A 21,139-nucleotide genomic window follows, 5' to 3' on the forward strand; every position below is an offset into this window, starting at 1 on the left:
CTGCAGGGGGGACCCTGTGGGAGAGTAGGACGCCGCCGAACAACCTTTGTGGGAATGCCCCGCACCGTATGGTGCGGGGCATTTCTGCGTTCACGGCCTGTTTTCTCAGACCCGTTCGGGGCGAGGCAGCTGGGTTAAATCGCCTTGCGGCTGGGGGCGCGGCGCGCGGAGGATCGGTTCATGAACCACGTGATACGCGCCGTACGGCCCGACGAATGGGCCAAGGTCAAGCAGATCCGGCTGGAGTCGCTCCAGGATCCGGCAGCGCCGCTGGCCTTCCTGGATACGTACGAGCAAGCCCGGCAGTACAGCGACGCGTACTGGCAGGAGCGCGCCGCCGGCTCCTCGCCGCGGCACGGGACCAGGGCCGGTCAGTTCATCGCCGAGGCGCCGGACGGCAGCTGGTCGGGCTCGGTGGCCCTGCTGATCGAGAAGCCGGGCGGTGATGACTTTCTCGGGACCTCGGTCGAGCAGGCCCAGGGGCATCTGGTCGGTGTCTACGTACGTCCCGAGCAGCGCGGCAGCGGACTGATCGGCGCTCTGATCGCCGCGGCCCTCGACTGGGCGTGGTCGGTGGAGGAGCCCCGCCTCGAGCGGGTACGGCTCTATGTCCACGAGGGGAACGGCCGGGCGCAGGCCGCGTACCGCAAGATCGGGTTCGTACCGACCGGGAAGGTCGTCCCCTTCGAACTCGACCCCGCCTTCAAGGAACTGGAGCTGGCCGTCGAGCGCCCGGACGAGGCCTAACCGGACACGGCCCAAAGGTCTTAAGGGGCTAGGAGGCGGGCAGTTCGTGGTCCGGCCAGCGGTCCCGGCCCTGTTCCCGCGAGCGGAGCAGGACCAGGGCCGGCAGTCCCTGGTCCTGGCCGGTGGCCAGCAGCTCCGGAAGAAGGGGGAGCGGTGCCACCGCGGCGACGTCGTCGAGGACAAGGGACATTGGTGGGTCGAGCCGACCGTCAGATGACCGTGCGGCCATGCGGCGGCCGTGCTCGACCACGCTTGAGGCGAGTGCGGTGAGCAGCGGCATCGCACCCGGGCGGGAGCGAGGGTCCTCGATAGGCTCGCCCACCACATAGAGCGTGCCCCCCTCGTTCCCAAAAGAATCCAGAGTGAGGGAATCCGTTCTGTTCGGTGTGCAGGCTTCCCGGATATGGACCGAGGAGAGAGCCGACAGCGCACGGGCCGTCAACTGCTGGGCGACCTCGCGGCGTTCGGGGTGTGCGGTGAGCGCGGACTCCAGCAGCCCGGCGAGGCCGGAGGCGGCCTTGGGGTGGGTACGGAGGATCCGTACGGCCTCCTGGGCGCCCCCGCCCTGCGTCCAGCGGTGCACCTGCTTGAACGGCCGCGCGTCCACGGCAGCGGCGTGCAGCCAGCACCGCAGGAGCGTTTCCGCGGTGTCGGCCATGGCGACGTCCAGGAGGGCGTGCGGGCGTACGGGGGCGAGCAGCGCGGCCGCACGGGCGGCGGCGGTGCCGGCGTCCTCGCAGCCGGCGGCGGGGGACCAGTGGAGGCGGTCCGGGGTGTCGCAGAGGTGCCCGGGGTCGTACACGAGGACGGGGCCGAGCTTGGCCCGCGCGTCCTTGGTCTCGGCCCAGACGGTGGGGTCGGACGTGACGACAAGGGCGGGTCCTTCGGCCTCCAGGATGGCCTGAACGGCGGCTGGGCGGCGGCTGAGGGGGTCGCCGTACCGCACGCGCGGCGCGTTACGGACGGCGGGGACCGCGTGGACCGTGGGGCCGGCAACGGCGGCCACGGGTACGGGTGCGGACTCGACCACGGACTGCTGCGACTGCCGTGACTGCTGTGGGAGAGCCGGTGCGGGGACAGGCGCGGCCGTGGCCACGACGCCGGACGGGGCCGCGGCCGCGGCATCCCGTTCGTACCGCTCCTGAAGAAGCTGCTCCCGCCGTCGGGCTCGTACCGCCCGATAGCGGGCCGTCACACCCAGCGCGAACACCGTGAGCACGGTCAGTATCATCAGCTGGCTTATCAACAGGCCCCAGAACAGACCGTATCCGGACAGCTGCCCCGGCGGGGTGTCGGGCCAGGCCGCCGCCAGGTCGTGCGGCGTCGACGCCAGTTGCCGTATGGCCAGCGGCGTACGGGCGTAGGTCACGGCCTGCGGCCAGGCGCCGTGCGCGAACAGTCCCGACAACCCCGTGGCCGTCCAGACCAGCAGGCTCAGCCCGAGCAGGAAGGCCAGCAGGCCCAGCAGCAGCCCGTCCGGGACGCCCCGCTGCTCCTGACCCTCGTGGTGACGCGCCATGTCACGCCACCGTCGACTCGGATGACTCGTTCAACCGCCGTTGTCGCTCCAGGAGGACGGCCCGTTGCTCCGCCTCCCACTCCGCGGCCCGCAGGTCCTCGGGCAGCAGGCCGGCTTCCAGGGCGTCGGCGGCGTCCGACGCCTCGGAGTTCTCCGTCATCGCCCGGTCCGTGAAGACCAGGGGCCGTTCCGCCTCCGTCACCAGGTGTTTGACGACCTGGACATTGCCGTTGACGTCCCAGACCGCGATGCCCGGCGTGAGCGTCGGGATGATCTCCACCGCCCATCGGGGCAGGCCGAGGACCAGGCCGGTCGCTCTCGCCTCGTCCGCCTTCTGGGCGTAGATCGTCCGGGTCGAGGCCATCTTGAGGATGGCCGCGGCTTCCCGCGCGGCCGCCCCGTCGACCACGTCCGACAGGTGGTGGACCACCGCCACGAACGACAGGCCGAGCCGCCGGCCGAACTTCAGCAGCCGCTGGAAGAGCTGGGCGACGAAGGGCGAGTTGATGATGTGCCAGGCCTCCTCGACCAGGAAGATGCGCTTCCTGCGGTCGGGGCGGATCCAGGTGTGCTCCAGCCAGACGCCCACGATCGCCATCAGGATCGGCATCGCGATCGAGTTGCGGTCGATGTGCGAGAGGTCGAAGACGATCAGCGGGGCGTCCAGGTCGATCCCGACGGTTGTCGGTCCGTCGAACATGCCCCGCAGGTCACCGTCGACCAGCCGGTCCAGGACCAGCGCCACGTCCAGGCCCCAGGCCCGTACGTCGTCCAGGTCGACGTTCATGGCCTGGGCCGATTCGGGCTTCGGATGGCGCAGCTGCTCGACGATGTCCATCAGCACGGGCTGGCGTTGGGTGATCGTCTCGTTGACATAGGCGTGCGCGACCTTCAGCGCGAAGCCGGAGCGCTCGTCGAGGCCGTGTCCCATGGCGACTTCGATGATCGTACGGAGCAGGGCGAGCTGCCCGGTCGTGGTGATCGCCGGGTCGAGGGGGTTGAGGCGGATACCGCCGTCGAGCGCGGCCATCGGGTCCAGCCGGATAGGGGTTATACCCAGCTCCTGGGCGATGAGGTTCCACTCGCCGTGGCCGTCCTCGCCCTGGGCGTCGAGGACGACGACCTGGCGGTCACGGAAGCGCAGTTGGCGCAGGACGTAGGTCTTCTCCAGCGCCGACTTACCGTTGCCGGACTCGCCGAGGACCAGCCAGTGCGGAGCCGGGAGCTGCTGCCCGTACAGCTGGAAGGGGTCGTAGATATAGCCCTTGCCGCTGTAGACCTCGCGGCCGATGATCACACCCGAGTCACCGAGGCCGGGGGCCGCGGTGGGGAGATAGACGGCCTGGGCCTGGCCCGTCGACGTACGGACGGGCAGCCGGGTCGTCTCCACCTTCCCGAAGAGGAAGCTGGTGAAGGCATCCGTGAGGACGGACAGTGGATCTCGCATCACTGGCCCCTTTCGGCTCGGCGGCTATCGATGGCTGGCGGCGGGACTGTCGACGGCCGCATCTGGCCGCACCTCGCTCCACGTGGCGGCTGTCGGTCCGCCCTCGGCGCTGTCCTCGGCTATCGGCGTATGCCGGTCGCGAACGGCAGGGTGTTCACAAAGGCACGGTGGTGCTCGCGGTCGCACCACTCCAGCTTCAGATACGACTTGCCGGCCGAGGCCCTGATCGTCCGCTTGTCCCTGGCCAGCGCCTCGGGCGACCTGGACGACACTGTGATGTACCCGACGAGGTTGACCCCCGCTGCCCCACTGGCGAGATCTTCACCCCGCTGGTCCAGCCGGCCGTGCGCGGCGATGTCGCGCGGGTCGACGGTGCGGTTCATCTTGGCGGCGCGGCTCGCCTCCGCGTCGTCGTTCGTCTTCTCCGTCAGCATCCGCTCGATGGCGATCTCGGTGGGTTCGAGATCCATGGTGACCGCTACCGTGCGGATCACGTCGGGGGTGTGGACGAGTAGCGGCGCGAGAAAGTTCACGCCGACGGGGGTCATCGGCCATTCCTTGACCCAGGCGGTGGAGTGGCACCAGGGCGCCCGGGTTGACGACTCCCGGGTCTTGGCCTGCAGATACGTCGGTTCCATCGCGTCCAGCTCGGCCGGCCAGGCGTTTCGTTTCGTCATGGCCTGGATGTGGTCGATGGGGTGGTCCGGGTCGTACATCGAGTGCACGAGGGAGGCGAGCCGGCTCTGCCCGAGCGGCTGCCGTACGCGGATGTCCGCCTCGGCGAGGCGGGCGCAGATGTCGGTGAGCTCGCGGGCCATGACGACGGCGAGGCCGGCGTCCCGGTCGAGCTTCTTCGTACCGGCGGCCTGGCGGGCGGCGCGGGCCATGGCCTGGCCCTCGGCGGCCAGTTCACGGGTGTAGTGCATGCAGGCGACGAGATACGCGCGGTGCTGCTCGCTGGAGGTGGAGACCATCGACTGGAGCTGGTCGTACGACTCCTGGAGCCAGCCGGGGGACGAGCCGTCGCCGCGCTGCGCCACGTCCTTGGCGTGCGCGTCGGGGTCGGCGGGCAGCGTACGGGCGAGCATCTGGAGCCGGGTGACGAAGCCGTCGCCGTTGGCGACATGCTTGAGGAGCGTGCCGAAGCGGTCGACGAGGGCTTCCTGGTCCTCGCTGTCGCGCAGGCCGACGCCGGGGCCCTCGATCTCGATGGCGGCGGTGACGGTGCGGCGGTCGGCGTGGAGCAGGACGGCGATCTCGTCCGGACCGAAGGGCGCGGCCAGCCAGTTGATGCGGCCGATGGCGGGGGGCGGGCCGATCTCGACCTCGCGGCCGTCGAAGTGCGTACCGGACTCCATGGCGCCGGAGCGGTAGACGGCGCCGCCGCGCAGGGTGCGCTTGAAGCTGCGGTTGATCTCGTACCACTTGTAGAACGTGCGGTGCTTGTACGGCACGTACACCGCGGCCAGCGCGATGAGCGGGAACCCGGTCAGCGTCACGATCCGCAGGGACAGTACGGGCACCAGCAGGCCGCACATCATGCCGATGAACGCGCCGGCGATGATCAGCGCGATCTCGCCGGTCTCGCGGTTCTTGCCGACGATCGCGTTGGGCCGGGCGCGGCCGACGAGATACGTACGGCGGGGCGCCATCGGTTGGGAGTGGGTCGTCAACGCCCGCCACCTCCTGTGCTGTTGTTGCCGGTGCTGTTGCCGCGTGAGCTGTGCGGGCCGCTGGTCGGGCCGCTGTTACGGGGCGGGGGCGGGGCGGCGGGGATATGTCCGCCGCCTGCTCCGCCGCCGGAGGTGGAGCCGCGGGAGCTGTGCGCGGCGACGCCCCCGGCGATGGGGTTGGCGGGCCTGGCGCCGCCGCCTCCGCCGCCTTGCTGGTGGTTGCGGCTGCTGTGGGTCTTGATGCCCTGGGAGACGAGGGCGGCGGGGGAGCTGATGACGGCGGCGGCCTGGGAGCCGTCCGTGGCCTGCTTGCGGTTGCTGCGGGAGGAGGCGATCTCGTCGCCGAAGCCGGGCACGAAGCGGTAGATCATCGCGGAGGCGAAGATCGCGAGCAGGATGATGGCGAGGCCGGACACCACGGCGGAGAAGGCGTCGGGGCCTTCGTCGGCGGAGAGCGCGCCGGCGAGGCCGAGCACGATCACTATCACGGGTTTGACCATGATGACCGCGATCATGATGCCGGCCCAGCGGCGGACGTGTCCCCACATGTTCTTGTCGACGAGCCCGGCGTAGACGGCGGTGCCGAGCAGCGCGCCGACGTAGAGGAGCGCGGCCCTTATGACCAGCTCCAGCCAGAGCACGCCGGCGGCGAGGATCGACACGAGGGCGACGACGATCAGCATGATCGGGCCGCCGCCGATGTTGTCGCCCTTCTTCAGGGCTTCGGAGAAGCCGCCGAAGAAGACGTCGGTCTGTCCGCCGGTGGAGGTCGAGATGACTTCGGTGACGCCGTCGGTGGCGGAGACGATCGTATAGAGGATGAGCGGCGTGAAGGCGGAGGCGAGGACGGTCAGCCAGAGGAAGCCGATGGCCTCGGACAGCGCGGTGGCGAGGGGCACGCCGCGGATGGCGCGCTTGGCGACGGCGAGGAGCCACAGGACGAGGGTGAGGACGGTGGAGGCGGCGAAGACGACGGCGTACTGGCGGAGGAAGGCGGCGTTGGTGAAGTCGACGTTGGCGGTGTCCTTCACGGCGTCGCTGAGCTTGCCGACGATCCAGGCGGCGGCGTCGGCGCAGCCGCGGGCGAGGGAGGAGAGGGGATCGAGGGCGTCGGCGGGGTCGGAAGAAGGCCCGGACCGTGCGGACCCGGCGTCGCCGTCGCAGTAGTCGCGGGCGGGGCCGACGATGAGGCCGCAGTCGCCCGTTGCCGACGGCGAGGGCGTCGGAGCTGCCACGGCACGGGTGGCCAGCAGCACGGCCGCGGCTTGTACGGTGGCGAGGACGGTGCCGAGTTTGAGCGCGAGATGTGGCCTACCGGGCATACGTGAACCCTCCGTACTCCTCGACTGCCTTGGCGATCTCATCAGCACTGGAGGCCGTACGGTCGGCGTTCACCGGCGCCGGGCCATCCTTCTGGGCAAAGCTCTTGACCTTCCAGTCCTGGTTCACCCACTGGAGCTCGAGAGTCATGGTGAACCAGTCGTTGGTCACCGGATTCGTCGAGCTGACGCCGGCGGTCCCGAACACGCCTGTGCACCAGACTTCCACGGTGGTGGAGCTGTTTGTGTACTGCGTGAGCTTGGTGCCGACGGGGGCGGTACGCGAGACGTACGTCAGCCCTTCGGCCGCGTTACCGTTTTCATCAAGCCCGATCTTGGCCAGGAACTCTTTGTTGTAGGCCGCATCGAACTTGGTCCCCAGTTCCTGGGCAGTCTCCGTGACGAACAGTCGGCGCATGATCTCCCGCCGACGGTCGGCCTTCAGGATGTCGGCGGAGACGAGGACCACCGCGTAGTTTGCCGCTGCGCTTGCCGCTCCCTGTTCGGTTTGGGCGAAGCCCGAGGGAATCGCGCCGTTCTTGCCCGTTACCGGCTTTACGCCCGTCGCCGTCGTCGGGTCCGCTCCCGGGCCCGACGACGCGCCCTTGCCGCCGCCGCCCGAGGCCTCGTCGTCCCCGCCGCCGCGGTTCGCGAACGCGATAGCCGCGATGAGGAGGACCACCACGCCCACCACGGTGATGAGCGAGCGCGAGCCGCGTGCCGGGCGGCGGGGGCCGCCGTACATGTCGCCGCTTCTGCCGTCGGGCAGGCGGGTACGGGTCTGGCCCGTACCGCCGAAGCTCTCGTCCGTACGGCCCGAGTCGCCGCCGTAGCCGTGCTCGTCACCGAAGCTCATGCCGCGTGGGCCCCCTCAGCCGTTTGCAGTTCCGCGGAGTACGCGTAGTACGACGGTAGCCGTGCTGGTTCCCGCGCGGGCGCGGTGTGGTGACTCGACATCAGGGAGACGCAACCTCAGCCGGTGGGTGCGACGGACAGGTGGTGTTGGAGTGGTCCGGGGCACGCCCCGGTGCGGACAGACGGGGCGGCGGGGCTAGACGGCCATCCCGTACACGATGGTGAAAAGCGTGCCCAGCGAGCCGATGATGAAGACACCGGTCAGCCCGGCGACGATCAGACCCTTGCCCTGCTCCGCGCTGAACGTGTCCCTGAGCGCTGTCGCCCCGATCCGCTGTTTGGCCGCGCCCCAGATCGCGATGCCGAGGCAGAGAAGGATGGCCACGGCCATCACGACCTCGATCATCACCCGGGCCTCGCTCCCCAGTGTTCCGAAGGGCCCCCAGTTCGGGGCGATGCCACCGATGATGGTGGTGATGTCGCCCTTTTCGGCCGCCAGGTACATGTAACTCACCGCCCCTGTTGGGTCGTTCACGCCCATGCCCCCATGGCACGGGTCACGCTCTATCTTCGCTGATGGAACCGCCCTCGTGCGCCGCTTGGCGGGTCTCTTTACCCGATCCCCGCACATATGACCGATCCGGCGCCCTGACCAGGCGCGGACCGGGGTGTGCGCGTACGCATTTGGTTACTCTGTGTATCACGGAGCGTGACTCCGGGCAATGACTGTCGTTGTTACACCTCTGCGGAAGACCGTGCGGGGGCTGGCGATATGACGACTCGTCGGGCTGTCCTCGGTGGTCAGTCGCCGACCTTGTACTCCGGATCGACATAACAGGGCGAGGTCAGCGAGACGGACAGGCTGTCGCGGTACTCCTTCTCCCACTTGGAGGGGTTCTTGGACGTCGAGGGGAGCAGCAGCTCGATCGTCGCCGTGTGGTGGTCCTTCTCGTGCTCGACGTCGAGCTGGAGCTGCTTGGCCCGGGACTTGGCCGGCTCGAAACGCACGACCTTCCAGCCCTTCGCGGGCAGCTCCGTGTGAAGCCTGTCCATGGCCTGCTTCAGATCGTCGCTGGACGGGCTGTACATGGACCAGAAGTGACGCACCAGGAACCCGTGGTCCACGCCCGCGCAGGGCGACGCGTCAGGGGCGCCGTTGCTCGCCTCCGGCAGGCCCGACACAGCGAAGAGCGCGCTGGACCGCTCGCGTACCAGATCCTTCGCGTCGGAGACGGACATGCGCTGCGGTTCGTAGTCCAGACCGCCGTTGTTCATGGTGGAGCATCCTGTCGAGAGGAAGAGAGTGGAGGTCGCGAGAGCCATGAGCCGTACGGCTGACCGGCCGGCGCTCTTCTCCCCTGTTGCCGTGGGACTCATCTGGCTCACCTTGTCGTTACGTCGTCGTACCGGCCTGTGACGACCCGGGCCTGATTGTTGAGGCTCTCCGTGCCCTCGTCCCAGTAGCCGCTGTGCCCGCGCGAACCGTCCGTCGAGACGATCGTCGCCCCGAAGTCCGGGTTGGTGGGAGTGAGGGGCTTCGCGACGCTGGTGCCGTCCCCGTCGAGGAACGACGGGAGCAGGTCGATGTCCAGCTTGACCGGAGCGTGCTTCCAGCCGCCGATTTCCGGGACGGGGTCGCTGGTGACGAAGGGGATGTTGACGCCGCCGTACGTGTCGTCGCCGATGTACGGGATATGGCTGCCCTTGAGATACGGATCGCTGTCGGCCTCGGCGGCGAAGACATGGCCGGCGGGAACGTCGAGTTCCTTGGCGCTGCCGACCTGCATGCCGGGGCTTCCCGCCACGAAGACGTCGTCGACCGGAAGAGTGCCCTGGCGGGCCGCGGCGCCGACCACCGTACTGCCGTAGCTGTGGCCCATGGCGGTCAGATGCCCCGCGTCGCCCTCGTGCGAGGAGCGCAGCCCGCCGAGGAAGTCGTTCAGTTTGGGTCCGCCGTCGTTGGCATAGCCACTCTTGGGCGAATCGAAGACCAGACTCTGCGGAGCGTCGTAGCCGAGCCAGGTGATGGTGGAGACGCTCTGTCCCTGGGCCAGGTTGTCGCTGGAGCGCCACAGTGCCTCCATCCGCTTGATCTCACCGCCGATGCCTTCCAGGTTCGACGTCGTGCCCGGCACATGCACCGCGGTGTGGGTGGCCGTATCGGGGTTGCCGTTGGCGACGATCGCGTGGCCGATGCCCTTCGTGTCGAAGCCGAGCAGAAACGCCTCGGGCAGCGGGCGCTCGCCGGCGCGGCTGACCTGGCCCGTTCGGTCGAATCTCTCCTGGATCGCGTCCATGCCCTTGATCTGGGCCTGGAGGCGGCTGCGGCTCTCGTCCCACTTCTCCCAGGCCGGGTTCTTCATGGAGACCCCGTAAGGGCCTCCGTTCGGGTCCTGGATCATCCTGGGGGGCTCGGGGCCCAGCTTGTCCAGATCCAGTTGGGCCTGGGCGCGGGTCTCGGCGAGGACCATGCGGTTGGCATCGTCCCGGACGGTGCTGGGGATGCCGTCGAGGGCGCCGACCGAGGCCGGATAGAGCGTGGCGTACTCGTCGCGCTGCTCCTGTGTGAGGCCGTTCCACCAGGCGGCGTTGTCGGCCGGGGACTTGCCCTGGGGGATCTTCGAGTCGTCAGCGTACTTCCCTGCCGCCTTCTGCAGCGCCCGGGTGTCCTGGGCGGCGTCGGCGAGCATCGCGTCCGTGACCGTGAGCCCGCCGGTCGTTTTGAGGCGGCGCAGGGCGCTCGCGTACCGGCCGTCGATCTCCGCGGCGTCGCGGACCGCGGCGGAGATCCGCTCCGCGATGTCCTCGGCCTTGCCCTTGTTGACGTCGGCGCCGCCCTCCGCCCTGCCGGGCAGGAGGGGGATGGGGGCGCCGGGGGTGGCCGTGCCGCTGCCGGGTGCGAGCGGGGCGATGGGCGAGACGGGGTACTCGACCGAGCCGTCGGGCTTCACCGTGAACTTGAGGCTCTCGGCGTCCTCCAGTGCCTGCTTCAGCTTCCTCTGCGGCGCGGCCAGCTCGGCGGCCAGTCCGTTCAGCGCGGTACGGATCAGTCCGCACTCGGTGTGGATGTACTGGTAGTTACGGCTTAACTGGGACAGGTCGCCGAGGGCCTTGGTGGCGGTCTCGCCCTTCTGGGTCTCGCGGAGCGTGCCGAGCATCTCGTTGTCGACGCGGTGCTTGGCGGCGTTGGCCCGGCCGGAGACCTTGCCCCAGCCGTCCGCCGCGTCCTCGTACTCCGAACGCCTCACATCGCGCAGCTGCTGCCAGGTGGTCACTTCGGGCTCTCGCCCTCGAAGCGCTGCTTGGTCCTGGCTTCCTGCTCGCCGAACTCCTTGCCCGCGATCTTGAGGGCGCCTTCGAGCCGTGCGCATTCGTCGCGTACGGCGGTGAGGCGTTCCTTCCAGGAGGTGCGTATCTCGTTCAGCGCGGCGGTGCTGGTGAAGCCTTCCGTGGCGCCGGTGACGCCTTCGGAGGCGGTGTTCATGTCGGTCAGGGCGGTGGCGGAGGAGGTGTGCAGGCCGTTGGCGATGGCGGAGGCGGTGGTCCAGGGGCCCTGGCCGACCTTGAGGTCCGGTTCGCCGCTTCCGCCGCTTCCGCTGTTTCCGCCTCTTCCGCCGCCGTCGACCGGCGTTGCGGCCGAGGCCAGGTTCATTCCGGTGCCGGGGCTGTCGTGGCCGAACAGCTCCGCCCATTTCTCGTTGAGCGCCATGCGCCTGTCCCCCGTAGCGAGCCAACAAAATGCTTCCGGGAACCTAGCCGACCGCCGTTCTGATCGTCGAACAAGCCGACTGCTGCTGGTGGTTGTGCCTGCGCCGGCCTCTTTCGTACGGGTGAACTTGGCGCCCCCGTCGTGCGGTCGGTCCGCCGGCCGCATGCCTTTGCCTGCGGGCGTCTTCGCCGTATGCGCCCCCTCTCGCGCCCCGCTGGGGGGTGGAAATGCCGCGTATCCGTCTTTGGGACAGTGCGGTTGAGAGGGTTGAGGAACAGGGGCGTGCGGCATGACGGGGATGACCGGGTATTCGGACAGCTGGCAGCAGTTGATTGATATGGCCGGCGGCGGAGTTCCAGCTCCGCACGGCGGACGCCTGAAGCACAACGGAGGTCCGTGGACCCGGGCGGCGGGAGCGGCCGAGGCGCTGCGTACGGACATGGGCCAGGTGAAGGGCGACTTCGGGGCCGCGCACGAGGGGCTGGCGTCCGGCACGGCGGGCCTGCGGGCCGGGGCGGTGCTGCGGACGGTGCGTACGTCGTGGGAGCGGCGCATCGAGACCGCGGCGAGGGAGTGCGGGAGCCTGGCGGGGAAGCTGCGGGCGGTCGCGAAGGACCAGGGCGAGGTCGAGGCGGCGATCAGGTCGTCCTTCAGGTCGTCCCTCACGGGGTCCTCCGCGGAGCTCTCCGCAGGGTCCTCCGCGAGGACGGGGGTCGGGCCTGGCGCCGGGTCCGGCGTCGGCGCCGGTGGTGGGTGGTGAGCGGGGTGCTGACGTGGGCTCAGTTACGTGAGGTGAAGTGCTCCGAGCTGGAGGACGCGGCCGACGGCTGGGGCAGGGCGAGCAACCGGGCGGATGCCGCGCGGGACCGGATCGACAAGCAGCTGCTGGCGGGTCTCGCGGCCTCGCAGGAGGGCGAGGCGGCGGAGGCCGCGGTGACGCGGCTGCGGGAGCTGAGCCGTAATTTCCAGTACGTCTACACCGAGTGCGGGCTGGTCCGTACGACGCTGAACAGTTTCGCGTTCGAGCTGCGGGGAACGCAGCGCAAGCTGGTGGACGCGCTGGATGACGCGGAGGTCCTGAAGTTCACGGTCCACGAGGACGGTTCGGTGAGCTTCCCCGCCGGGGGCGAGAACGCGCTCACGCGGGAGGAGCTGCCGGGCGGCAAGGCCGCCGGCAGCGCGGTGCCACCCCTGCTGGCCCCGCCGCCGGCGTTCACGGGCCCGAGCCCCAACCCGAACGCGGCGAAGGCCCAGGACATCGCCGACCGCATCGCGCGGGCGGTCAGCGAGGCGAGGGCGGTCGACCTCCAGTACACCGGGACGCTGCGCAAGCTGACGGCGCAGGACGGCCTCAAGGTCACCGACGCGATGTGGACGGACGCGAGCGGGGACGCGACGGCGGTGCGGGACCTGGCGTCGGACTACCTGGCGGACGCCATCCCTGGGGCCAAGACCCCCGCGGAGCGCAAGGCGTGGTGGGACGGCCTGACACAGGAGGAACGGGAGGAGTACCTGGCGGTCTACCCGGACCGGATCGGGAACATGGACGGGATCCCGGCGGAGGTGAGGGACGCGGCCAACAGGGACAACCTGCAGCTGCTGATGGGGAAGCTGGAGGGACGAGGGGACGAGAAGTCACAGACGCGGCTGGCGGGGCTGAGATCGATCGACGAGCAGTTGCGGGCAGGGGGGAATCCGCCGATGTATCTGCTGGGTATTGGGGACGAGGGGAATGGGCGGGCGATTGTCGCGTACGGGAATCCGGATACGGCGAGGAATGTTTCGGCGTATGTGCCGGGGCTGGGGACGGCGCTGGATGAGGATTTCGCAAAGAACGATCTGAAGCGCGCGCGGGACACGGCCGTCGGTGCGCGGGAGTACGATCCCTCCAGCGCGGCGATCGTGTGGCTCGGATACGACGCTCCGCAGCTTTCCGCTGATGACATCACGGGAAACGCGGATGTGATGTCCGCTGATCAGGCGCAGGTCGGGGCCACCGCATACAACGAATTCATGTCCGGCATCTCGGCGACGAATCAGAACGAGGATCCGCACGTCACCGCCATCGGGCATTCCTATGGCTCGCTCACCGTCGGTCAAGCCGCACAGCGGCCGGGCGGTGTTCCGGGCGCCGACGACATTGTTCTGCTCGGCAGCCCCGGTACTGGAGCAGATTCTGCGGACGATTTGGGCGTGGGCAGGAAACATGTGTTCGTCGGCGCCGCGGAGAACGACCCGGTGACGGCGATGCCCGCCAAGATCGAGGCACGTGGCATGGCGATGGGCGCGGGCAGCGGGGCGGCGGTGGGGATGGCGATGGGTGGTCCGGTCGGCGCGGCGGTCGGAAGTGTCGGGGCGGGCGCGGCCGCGTACTTCGCACAAGACGCGCAGGCAGACGACAGAGAGATCTGGTACGGGACGGATCCGGCGCACGAGGCGTTCGGTGCCCAGCGTTTCCGAGTGGGGGACGGGCCACGTCCGATCGGAGACGGCGGAGGCTTTGCGGCGCACTCCAACTACTTCAATCCTGCGGAAGACGAAGAATCTGCCGATAATATTGCCTTGATTGTTGCCGGACGAGGTCGTGAGATCAGTACTCAGGAGCACCGATGACCAATCCACGTCTCGTCCTCACTGCGCTCCTGCTTGTGATGGCGACTGGATGCGGCGCTCTATCCGATGCTGCTCCCCCAGAAGGGAAAACATCTGACATGGATATGCAGCAGGCCGCTGCGAAGGCCGACGCGATCATGCAGCGGACGCTGTCGGCCATTAAGCCGGAGCTTCGATGGAATCACGGGCCTTCGAACGACAGCATCTGCACCGACTCCAAGAATGACTCCCTGGGGACCGGTTCAGTGAAACGCAGAATTTCCGTCATGACTGTTGTCTCCAAAGAGCGGCGTGGAAGTTTGCTCGGAGTCGTGGAGCGCGACTGGAACGCTCGGGGATATCGGATCACCAGCGTGCGAGCGAGTCGCGAACTGCCTGCCGTCTACGCTTCGACGCCGGACGACTTCCGTATAAGGGTGGCCGTTGGAGGGGGAGGTCAGTTCTTCTTCTCCATCACCACCCCGTGTTTCACCGAATCCGCCGTGTCCGACCCGGCGACCGAGCCGAACACCCCGCAGCGCGAGGGCGACTATCCCCAGCGCCCGGACGTGCACGACGACTTCTGGTCATCTGGGGCGCCTCTTTCGGCGTCCTCGGCATCTGCCCCCTGATCAGGGCCCTCCGCGCCTACACTGGCGCAGACGGTGGCCCTGACATGAGGGGTGTTTGACGGTGCGTAAGGCATGGCTGGTCGCGGCCGCTGTCGGTGGGCTGTGTATGAGCTTCGTCGCTCTGCTTGTCGTCGGGACCTACTCCGCCGCCGCCGGGCTCATCGGGGGAGCCGGTGGGGGCGGGCGGGTGGGGCTGGCCAAGGGGGCCGTGCCGGCGGCGTATCAGCCGCTCGTGCAGAAGTGGGGCAATCTCTGTCCCGCCATCAACCCCGCCTTGCTCGCCGCGCAGTTGTACCAGGAGAGCGGCTGGAACCCCTCCGCCCAGAGTCCCGCCGACGCCAAGGGGATCGGGCAGTTCATCCCCGGGACATGGGCCGCGCACGGGATCGACGGGGACAAGGACGGGGACCGGGACATCTGGGATCCGGCTGACGCGATTCCGTCGGCCGCCTCGTACGACTGTGAATTGGCTGAATACGTCAAGGACGTGCCCGGGGACGCCACCAACAACATGCTGGCCTCGTACAACGCGGGGGCGTACGCCGTCATCAAGTACGCGGGCGTGCCGCCGTACCGGGAGACGCAGAATTACGTCAAGATCATCCGGACCCTGGAGAAGAGCTTCGCCCGGCCCATCGGGCGGGTCGAGCCGTCGCGGCAGGCCGCCGGGGCGATCTACTTCGCGCAGCAGCAGCTCGGTACGAAGTACCTGTGGGGCGGGAACGGGACGCCGGAGCAGGACGGGCGGTTCGACTGTTCCGGGCTGACGCAGGCCGCGTACCGGACCGTGGGGATCGAGCTGCCGCGGGTCGCCAATGATCAGTACAACGCCGGCGAGCATCCCTCGCGGGATGAGCTGCTCCCCGGTGACCTTGTCTTCTTCTCGGACGATCTGACCAATTCGCGGGCGATCCGGCATGTGGGGTTGTACGTGGGCGGCGGGTACATGATCAACGCGCCGTACACCGGGGCCGTGATCCGGTTCGACAAGATCGATACACCCGACTACTTCGGAGCCACCCGGGTCACCGAGGACGGCGCCAAATCGCTGCCGACGAACCTCCCGGGGAGCCGGCCGACCGTCTGAGGAGTCGGCCGGCCGTCTGAAAACGGACCTGCCGAAAGCCGTCGAGTGGCCGGAACTGTCCGTCGGGCCGAGGCCCTGAGCTGCGACGATGTGTCACTCTTCGATAACGTCATGGTGATCGTTCGGTGGAGAGTGGAACGTACGCGGCGAGTAGGCCGTTCCCTGGACGACAGCTGCGTATTGATCGCGCAGCATGTGCCGTACTGACCACGGGGGTTGGTAGAGGCGGCGCCCACGGTGATGTGGCGCGGCAGGACACAAGGCAAGGGGCCGCAGCAGATGGCTGGACTCGTACTGGATGGGTCGAACCCCGACGTCAGCCTGCTCTATGACATCAACGGACTGGCCAAGGACGCTCCGTCGTGGTTCGACCGCGGCATGGAGTTCGTCGGTGAGTTCGGGATCATGCTCGCGATGGTGCTCGTCGTCCTCTGGTGCTGGTGGAGCGTGCGCAAGCGCGGGTCGGCGGAGGACTCGGTCACGGCCGTCGCTGGGCTCGTCTGGGCGCCGCTCGCCGCGGGGGTGGCGCTGCTCATCAATATCCCGATCAGGGGGTTCGTCGAACGGCCGAGGCCGTTCATGGATCACAAGGGCCTTGAGGTCCTCGTGGCGGGGAAGACGGACTTCTCGTTCGTCAGCGACCACGCCACGATGGCGATGGCCATCGGCGTCGGCGTCTTCGTCGCCAACCGGAAGTTCGGTTTCGTCGCCCTCGGGCTCGCGCTGCTCGAAGGCTTCTGCCGGGTCTACATGGGCGTCCACTACCCGACCGATGTGATCGGCGGCTTCGCGCTCGGCACGGCGGTCGCCCTGCTGCTCACGCCCCTCGCGCTCGCCCTGCTGACGCCGCTGGTGTCGGCGATCTCCCGCTCGGCGCGGGTGGGGTGGCTCGTACGGTCGCGGGCCGCGCGTGAGACGGACGGTACGGCGGGCTCCGGCGCCGTCGGCGGGACGCGGCCGCTCGGTATCCCCGAGCCGCGCCCCGACGACAACAACCTGGCCGCCTGAGGCTCTCGATCAGGTCACCGCTACCGCGCTGACCACCACATTCGAGTCCCAGTGGCCGTTCGCGTCGATCACCCCGCCGCAGGTGATCAGCCGTAGCTCCGGGCCTGGCACCGGACCGTAGACCCGCGCCGTGGGGAAGTCCTTCGTCGGGTACGTATCGACCGCCGTCACCCGGAACGGCACCCGGCGCCCGTCCCCCAGCTCCGTCTCGACCACATCGCCGAGGCGCAGCCGGCCCAGCTTGGCGAAGACCGCGTTGCGGATGGTGTCGCGGCCGGTCCGCACCACGGTGCTGCCGGAGTCGGCGGGGGCGTCCCGGTGGCCGACCAGCACGGCCGGGCCGCGCTCGCCGGGGCGCGGGCCCAGGGCGTACCAGCCGACCTTCATCGCGTCCCGGAAGGCGGGCGCGTCCAGGGCGCCTTGGGCGTCGAGCGCGAGCGGCAGGACGTCCGCGGCCAGTCCCAGCGCCGGGACGTGCAGCCGTACGGGAGCGGTGGGCGCGTCCGTGACACGCACGACGCGGGGTTCGGCGTTGGCCGACGAGGACGCGGGCCGCTGCGGGAACAGGTTGAGCGCCACGGCGATCAGAATGCACAGCGCCGCGAAGGCGGAGAGGCTCCTGACCGCCGTATCCACCGTGAGCCACCTGCCCGCCCCGTGCGAGCGACCCGCCTTCCCGGTCAGTGCCGGCCACCCGTGGCGCGGCGCTGGTGGCGACGCACCACGAGGATCGTGCCGACGGCGGCCGCGGCGGTGGCCCCGAGGGTGAGGGCGAGTCCGGCCATGACCGACGGGCCTGAGGAGTCGGCGGCGGTCAGGTGATCGGCGCCTCCCTTCGCCGCACCGGACGGGGTGATCTGCAGAACGCCGACCGACGGGGAGACAGCGCCGGTCCCGGCCGTGGCCGCCGCACTGTTCGTCGCCACTGCCGGCGGCGCGGGGATCTTGTTCGCGTCCGCCGTCTGGGCGGGCGCCTTCGCCGTGGCGGTGGCCGTCGCCTTGGCCGAAGCCTTCGCGGATGCCGGCGCCGACTTCGCCGGGCTCGGCGCCGCCGTCTTCGTCGAGGCCGCGGTCGGCGTCGACCCCGTGTCCGGCATGGCCGTGCCGTCGGGGGCGACCAGGCTGAAGCCCGGCATCCGGTGTCCCTTGGGCTGGTTGGGCCGGTCGTTGCGGTAGTAGTACAGCGGGTGCGCGTTGTAGATCACCTGCGGATGGTCACTGTTCACCGCGTTCAGCACGGTCTGTGAGGTCTCGCCGGTGACGCCCTGCGCCTTGGTCGGATAGCCGATCGCGGCGGGCCAGCTGGTGGCGCATGAGGCCGCGCAGTCCGATACATCCCGCTTGTCGGCGTCCCGCAGGTAGAGCGGGTTGCCCTTCTTGTCGGCCAGTACCTTGCCCGCGTCGGTGGTGATGAGCGTCAGCTCACCGGGCTCGGTCGGCTTGTCCACCGCCGTGGCGCGGCCGGTGGCGAGGGTGAGAAGGAGAACGGTGGCCGTGGCGAGCGCGGCTATTCGGGGTCCGGTTCGGTCCATGTGTCCGCCCTTGCGAGTCGGTTCTGCCCCCCGTTCTGTTTTCGCTATGTACAGAGCATCGTCAGGCGGCCCGTACGGCCACTTCTGTGGGCCGTACGGGCGACAAGGACCGTCACGGCGCCTGCGGGGAAACGACCTTCACAGCGCCTGCGGGAAATCGAACAGCCGGTCGGGGTCGTACTGCTTCTTCAGCCGGGTCAGCCGGTCGGCGGCGGCGCCGTAGTAGGCCGTACGCCAGCCGGTCAGCGCCGGGTCGATGTAGTTCTGGTACGCCGCGCCCGACGCGTAGCGGCGCATCGACGCGTGGGTGCGCTGAAGCCACGCCCGCTGTTCCGGTCCCGAGGTCCCGGGCTCCCAGGCGGCGATGTACTGCGCCAGCATCCGCGAACGCCGGTGGACGAAGGACGTGGCGAGCGGATCCACGCGGTTGACCGCGCCGCCGAGCGCGGTCAGGACGAGCGAGCCGCCGCCGCCCCGGGCCGCCGGGATCCGGGTGAACTCCTCGGCGGCCGACACCAGGACGCGCAGGCCGGCCGGGGAGAGGGACCGGTCGAAGAAGTCCGAGGCGGCCGCGTACGTCTCACGCCGGAGCGCGCCCCCGGCGCTGCGGCCGGGAGTCGTACCGGGCAGCCGGCACTGCTCCTCGGTGAATCCGGAGCAGCCCGCGTACACCAGCATCGCGTCCTCGTAGCCGCGGCGGCGCAGCGAGACGGAGCGCGCGGGGCCGGGGCCGCCCACGCCGTCCGCGAGGCGGTCGACGGCGTTATGGAGATCCGCCTCGTCACCGAGGGAGAAGACGGAGAGGGTGGCGGTCGGGGCGACGCCGCCGGGCCCCGCGGAGAGATGGAGCGAGGACCAGATCTCGTCGGGCTGGTCGGGGCCCCACTTCTGCCAGGCGTCGAGCAGGGCCGCCGCCTTCGGCCAGGGCCAGCTGAGGAAGGCGGTGATGCCGGTGGGCGCGGGATGCGTACGGAAGCGGAGCTCGGTGACGACGCCGAAGTTGCCGTTCCCCGCGCCGCGCAGCGCCCAGAAGAGGTCCTGGTTCTGCGTGGCGTCGGCGGTCAGTCGCTTGCCGTCGGCCGTGATGAGGGTGGCTGAGGTGAGGCTGTCGCAGGTCAGGCCGTACGCGCGGGCCGCGACGCCGTGTCCGCCGCCGAGGGTGAGGCCGGCGACGCCGACGGTGGGGCAGGATCCGGCCGGGATCGTACGCCCATGATCCGCGAGGGTGCGGTAGACGTCGGCGAGCTTGGCGCCGGCGCCGATGGTGCCGTCCGAGGCGGCGTCCTCGAGCGAGTCGAGCTTCGATATGTCGATGACGAGACGGCCGTTGCCGCTGGACCAGCCCGCGTAGGAGTGGCCGCCGCCCCGGATGGAGACGGGGGTGCGGTGGGTACGGGCGAAGTCGAGGCACTCCTTTATGTCGTCCTCGCCGCCGACATAGGCGACGGCCGCGGGCTTCAGGGTGTCGAACCGGGTGTTGTAGAGCTGCCTGGCTGTCGCGTACGCGGCGTCGTCCGGCCGTACGAGCTCTCCGTCCAGCCCCTTTGCGAGCGCGCTCCAGCCGCTCGCTCCGGGGGAGCCGCTCGCCGGCGGGGTGCGGCGGGGCGGTGTGGTGCCGTCGTGGGGAGGCGCTCCGTCCGCCGGCTTTCCCGTACCGTCACCGGAACAGGCGGCCGCGGTGGCGGCCGTGACGGCGGCGGCCGCGGCGGTGAGCAGTCTGCGCCGTTCCATATGACGACCTCCTGAGGGCGGCCCGCGCCGCGGTGGGACTGTCTGCGGTGGGGCGGTCCGCGTCAGCGCGACGCGGCGTGGGAGTCCGCGTCGGTACGGGCGCGGTCGCGTGATCTGCGGGCCGCGCCCGTCCAGCCGCAGGTGCAGCGGGCCAGGCAGAACGAGCCGCGTTCGACAGTGGAGGTGGTGTGGGGAGCCGCCGTGCGGGGTGAGGCGGCGGTGGGGGGACCGGAGGTGTCTTGCTCGCACACACCTCCACGGTACCGGGGTGTCGCCGCCCCGTAACCAGGCCCGGCGTGACGGGGAACGCGGGGCGTCGTTATCCGGGACGGGTGGGGCTTCGGACAAGCGGCGGTCGGGTGTTGGGGGTTGGCAGGCGATGGTGGTGCAGCAGCACAGACGCAGGAGCGTGGCGTTCGCCGCCATGGCCATGACGGGGCTCGTGGCCACGAGCGGCGGATGCGCCGCGGGCAGTGGCGCCGCGGCCGACGACCGGCCCGGCCGTGACCCGGGAGCGGTGCGGAAGGCGGCCGACGTGCTGCTCGCGTCCGGCAGTTCGAAGGCCCGTACGTCCATGGAGATGGCGGCCGGCGGGACGCGCGTGACCATCCGGGGCGAGGGCACGTACGACTTCGGCAAGCGGATGGGGCAGCTCAAGGTCGTCCTGCCCAAGGACCCCGCGGGCGCGAGCGAGCACCGGCCCATCACCGAACTGCTGTCGCCCGGTGCGCTGTACATGAAGAACCGCGGGGCCGGGGTGCCGGCCGACAAGTGGGTCAGGGTGGACTCGACCGCCCTGGAGGACGGGAATCTGGTCACGGGCGGGGTGACCGATCCGCTGGCCGCGGCCGAACTGCTGCGTACCGCGCGGAATGTGATGTTTGTCGCGGAACAGGATCTGGCCGGGACCAGGGTGTGGCACTACCGCGGGGTCACGGACATCCGGCAGGCCGCGAAGGCGGCGCTGCCGTACGCGCGCGGGGCGTTGGCCGCCGCGGCCGAAGGGTTCAGCGAGGACGCCGTACCGTTCGACGCGTATCTGGACGAATCGGGCCGATTGCGCAAAGTCCGGCACCAGTTCAGCTATCTCAACCAGGGGCGTACGGTCGCTGTCGCATCGACGACGCTGCTGTACGCGTTCGGTGTCCGGGTCACCGTCACGCTGCCTCCCCGGGGCGATATCTTCACCGGGAAGATCAAAGCGTGAGCCCGCCGGATCAAAACAAGATCAAATCAAGCCGTAACCATGGAGGACCAAGGCGGAAATGGTCCGGACGTGCCATGCGCG

Annotated in this window: 20 protein-coding genes; 7 read left to right on the forward strand and 13 right to left on the reverse strand. The window is 69.7% G+C overall.

Annotated features, from left to right (window positions below):
* Positions 1–180 precede the first annotated feature (180 nt).
* Positions 181–747, forward strand: coding sequence for a GNAT family N-acetyltransferase (locus ACZ6MZ_RS31485; protein ID WP_469355865.1), 567 nt, complete (start codon positions 181–183; stop codon positions 745–747).
* 28 nt (positions 748–775) lie between these two features.
* Here the strand turns inward: ACZ6MZ_RS31485 and ACZ6MZ_RS31490 are convergent, their stop codons facing one another.
* The 9 genes from ACZ6MZ_RS31490 to ACZ6MZ_RS31530 form a co-directional block, all read right to left on the reverse strand.
* Complete coding sequence (locus tag ACZ6MZ_RS31490; protein WP_469355867.1) at positions 776–2,266, reverse strand: type VI secretion protein; 1,491 nt, start codon at positions 2,264–2,266, stop codon at positions 776–778.
* Position 2,267: 1 nt separating this feature from the next.
* Positions 2,268–3,713 (reverse strand): ATP-binding protein, encoded by a 1,446-nt coding sequence (locus tag ACZ6MZ_RS31495; protein WP_384185081.1) that lies wholly within the window; start codon positions 3,711–3,713, stop codon positions 2,268–2,270.
* 119 nt (positions 3,714–3,832) lie between these two features.
* Positions 3,833–5,386, reverse strand: a complete 1,554-nt coding sequence (locus tag ACZ6MZ_RS31500) for an SCO6880 family protein (protein WP_384185084.1) — start codon at positions 5,384–5,386, stop codon at positions 3,833–3,835.
* A complete protein-coding gene (locus tag ACZ6MZ_RS31505) occupies positions 5,383–6,708 on the reverse strand; it encodes a hypothetical protein (protein ID WP_469355868.1) in 1,326 nt (441 codons plus the stop codon). Before ACZ6MZ_RS31505 ends, ACZ6MZ_RS31500 begins: the two co-directional genes overlap by 4 nt.
* Positions 6,698–7,561, reverse strand: a complete 864-nt coding sequence (locus tag ACZ6MZ_RS31510; RefSeq protein ID WP_469355869.1) for a DUF8175 domain-containg protein — start codon at positions 7,559–7,561, stop codon at positions 6,698–6,700. Before ACZ6MZ_RS31510 ends, ACZ6MZ_RS31505 begins: the two co-directional genes overlap by 11 nt.
* 195 nt (positions 7,562–7,756) lie before the next feature.
* A complete protein-coding gene (locus ACZ6MZ_RS31515; protein WP_384185342.1) occupies positions 7,757–8,065 on the reverse strand; it encodes a hypothetical protein in 309 nt (102 codons plus the stop codon).
* Between the two features lie 296 nt (positions 8,066–8,361).
* Positions 8,362–8,937 (reverse strand): hypothetical protein, encoded by a 576-nt coding sequence (locus tag ACZ6MZ_RS31520; protein ID WP_469355870.1) that lies wholly within the window; start codon positions 8,935–8,937, stop codon positions 8,362–8,364.
* 5 nt (positions 8,938–8,942) lie between these two features.
* Entirely contained in the window at positions 8,943–10,835 is a 1,893-nt protein-coding gene (locus ACZ6MZ_RS31525; RefSeq protein WP_469355871.1) for an alpha/beta hydrolase, read from the reverse strand.
* The gene (locus ACZ6MZ_RS31530; protein WP_469355872.1) at positions 10,832–11,269 is read right to left on the reverse strand and encodes a hypothetical protein; all 438 of its coding nucleotides are present in this window, start codon (positions 11,267–11,269) and stop codon (positions 10,832–10,834) included. The genes ACZ6MZ_RS31525 and ACZ6MZ_RS31530 overlap by 4 nt, the downstream gene beginning before the upstream one ends.
* Before the next feature lie 289 nt (positions 11,270–11,558).
* On the opposite strand from ACZ6MZ_RS31530, the gene ACZ6MZ_RS31535 reads away from it, so the two are divergent.
* The 5 genes from ACZ6MZ_RS31535 (at position 11,559) to ACZ6MZ_RS31555 (ending at position 16,588) form a co-directional block, all read left to right on the forward strand.
* Positions 11,559–12,029, forward strand: coding sequence for a hypothetical protein (locus ACZ6MZ_RS31535; protein ID WP_469355873.1), 471 nt, complete (start codon positions 11,559–11,561; stop codon positions 12,027–12,029).
* A complete protein-coding gene (locus tag ACZ6MZ_RS31540) occupies positions 12,026–13,882 on the forward strand; it encodes an alpha/beta hydrolase (protein ID WP_469355875.1) in 1,857 nt (618 codons plus the stop codon). Before ACZ6MZ_RS31535 ends, ACZ6MZ_RS31540 begins: the two co-directional genes overlap by 4 nt.
* A 98-nt stretch (positions 13,883–13,980) precedes the next feature.
* Complete coding sequence (locus ACZ6MZ_RS31545) at positions 13,981–14,493, forward strand: hypothetical protein (RefSeq protein WP_469355877.1); 513 nt, start codon at positions 13,981–13,983, stop codon at positions 14,491–14,493.
* 106 nt (positions 14,494–14,599) lie between these two features.
* Complete coding sequence (locus tag ACZ6MZ_RS31550; protein WP_389786947.1) at positions 14,600–15,580, forward strand: C40 family peptidase; 981 nt, start codon at positions 14,600–14,602, stop codon at positions 15,578–15,580.
* 279 nt (positions 15,581–15,859) lie between these two features.
* Complete coding sequence (locus ACZ6MZ_RS31555) at positions 15,860–16,588, forward strand: phosphatase PAP2 family protein (protein ID WP_384185108.1); 729 nt, start codon at positions 15,860–15,862, stop codon at positions 16,586–16,588.
* A 9-nt stretch (positions 16,589–16,597) separates the two neighbouring features.
* On the opposite strand, the gene ACZ6MZ_RS31560 is transcribed toward ACZ6MZ_RS31555, so the two are convergent.
* From ACZ6MZ_RS31560 to ACZ6MZ_RS31575, 4 genes are all read right to left on the reverse strand, one after another.
* The gene (locus ACZ6MZ_RS31560; RefSeq protein WP_469355880.1) at positions 16,598–17,224 is read right to left on the reverse strand and encodes a sortase domain-containing protein; all 627 of its coding nucleotides are present in this window, start codon (positions 17,222–17,224) and stop codon (positions 16,598–16,600) included.
* A 44-nt stretch (positions 17,225–17,268) separates the two neighbouring features.
* Positions 17,269–18,120: a COG4315 family predicted lipoprotein gene (locus ACZ6MZ_RS31565; protein WP_389786953.1), complete on the reverse strand. Its 852-nt coding sequence runs from the start codon at positions 18,118–18,120 to the stop codon at positions 17,269–17,271.
* A gap of 138 nt (positions 18,121–18,258) precedes the next feature.
* Positions 18,259–19,851 (reverse strand): FAD-binding oxidoreductase, encoded by a 1,593-nt coding sequence (locus ACZ6MZ_RS31570; RefSeq protein ID WP_469355883.1) that lies wholly within the window; start codon positions 19,849–19,851, stop codon positions 18,259–18,261.
* Positions 19,852–19,913: 62 nt separating this feature from the next.
* A complete protein-coding gene (locus ACZ6MZ_RS31575; protein WP_389786959.1) occupies positions 19,914–20,102 on the reverse strand; it encodes a hypothetical protein in 189 nt (62 codons plus the stop codon).
* Positions 20,103–20,230: 128 nt separating this feature from the next.
* On the opposite strand from ACZ6MZ_RS31575, the gene ACZ6MZ_RS31580 reads away from it, so the two are divergent.
* A complete protein-coding gene (locus ACZ6MZ_RS31580; protein ID WP_469355885.1) occupies positions 20,231–21,058 on the forward strand; it encodes an SCO4651 family lipoprotein in 828 nt (275 codons plus the stop codon).
* The last annotated feature ends 81 nt before the right edge of the window (positions 21,059–21,139 follow it).

The sequence above is a fragment of the Streptomyces sp. NPDC042201 genome (assembly GCF_055582185.1).